2 protein-coding genes are annotated in these 1,552 nt (G+C 69.4%); both read left to right on the top strand.

Annotated elements, in window-relative coordinates; genetic code table 11:
- The first annotated feature begins 154 nt into the window (after nt 1–154).
- A complete protein-coding gene (lepB, locus tag K789_RS0109720; RefSeq protein WP_024366584.1) occupies nt 155–904 on the top strand; it encodes a signal peptidase I in 750 nt (249 codons plus the stop codon).
- A gap of 11 nt (nt 905–915) precedes the next feature.
- The coding region (locus K789_RS0109715; RefSeq protein WP_024366583.1) for a ribonuclease HII at nt 916–1,552 on the top strand (637 nt) is incomplete at its 3' end.

The following is a 1,552-nucleotide window of genomic DNA, read 5'->3' as shown; positions in this document are numbered from 1 at the left end:
CCCCGCCGCGGAGAACGCCGCGGAGCCTGGTTTCCGCACGGATCCCGGGTCACTGGCCGGCGCCGGCTATCCGGCCACCCACGCCTATCCGACCTCGCAGCTGCCGCAGGCCCCGGCCCGGGACGCACCGGCTCCGGCAACCCCGGACCGGGATGTGCCGGCTGCGGGCGGACCGGCCCATGCCGGAAGCACCTCCAAGCGTGCGCGCCGGGCCAGGGCCCAGGAACGCCACAGCCCGCTGTTCCTCTGGGTGAAGGAAGTGGCCACGGTGGTGCTCGTCGCCATTGTGCTGTCGTTCCTGATCAAGACCTTCCTGTTCCGGGCCTTCTATATTCCGTCCGAATCCATGGTCAACACCCTGGACGTGAACGACCGCATCTTCGTGAACCTCCTGGTCCCGGAACCCTTCGCCCTGGAGCGCGGCGACGTCGTCGTGTTCAGGGACACCCAGGGCTGGCTGGTGCCCGCGGCGCAGAAGGCAGCCGGCCCCTTCACCTGGGTCCAGGACGGACTGACGTTCATTGGGCTGCTGCCGGACAACTCAGAGCAGCACCTCGTCAAGCGCGTCGTCGGGCTGCCGGGCGATCATGTGGTCTGCTGCGATGCCGGCGGCCGGCTCATGGTCAACGGCGCGCCGCTGGACGAGTCCTACATCAACCCTGCCGAAGTGCCCCAGGTCCGCGAATTCGACGTTGTGGTCCCCGAAGGCAAGGTCTGGGTGATGGGAGACAACCGGAACCACTCCGCTGACTCCCGCGCCCACACGGACAGCAACGGCGGCTTCGTCAACATCGCCGACATCGAAGGCCGGGCCGCCGTCATTGCCTGGCCGCTGAACCGCATCGGCGCCCTGGATAACTACCCCGACGTCTTCCGCGGCGTGCCCGCCCCGGCCGGAAAGTAGCAGCTGAAGCCATGTCCGATGCGCCCACCCTCGACTACGAGCGCCGCTTCCGCAGCGCCGGCGCCCGGCTTGTTGCCGGCGTCGACGAGGTGGGCCGCGGCGCCCTCGCCGGACCCGTCAGCGTGGGAATCGCGGTCGTGGACCTTCACCAGCTGACGCTGCTCGCCGACGTGCGGGACAGCAAACTGCTCAAGGTGGCGGACCGTGAACGCCTGGTCCCGCTGGTCCGGAGCTGGAGTGTCGCCTCCGCCGTCGGGCATGCATCGGCGAATGAGATCGACGCCCTCGGCATCGTCGCCGCGCTCCGGCTCGCCGGCACGCGTGCCTGGCTCGCGGTCCTTGCCGCAGGGGTGACCCCGGACGTCGTGCTGCTGGACGGCAGCCACAACTGGCTCTCGCCGGAGACCCAGCCGTCCCTCTTCGACGCCGGCCCCGCGGAGCCGGGCTGCGACGCGCCCGTGCACACGCTGGTCAAAGCGGACATGCAGTGTCTGAGCGTCGCCGCAGCCTCCATCCTGGCCAAGGTGGAACGCGACGGCATCATGCGAGAACTGCACAACGAATACCCGGTCTTCGGCTGGGATGTGAACAAGGGCTACGGCACCGCAACCCACAAGGACGCTCTCCGCGCTGCCGGGACCACGCCGT

The sequence above is a fragment of the Arthrobacter sp. TB 26 genome, from assembly GCF_000427315.1.
Taxonomy (GTDB): domain Bacteria; phylum Actinomycetota; class Actinomycetes; order Actinomycetales; family Micrococcaceae; genus Arthrobacter.
This window is presented reverse-complemented; position numbering and strand designations above follow the sequence as displayed.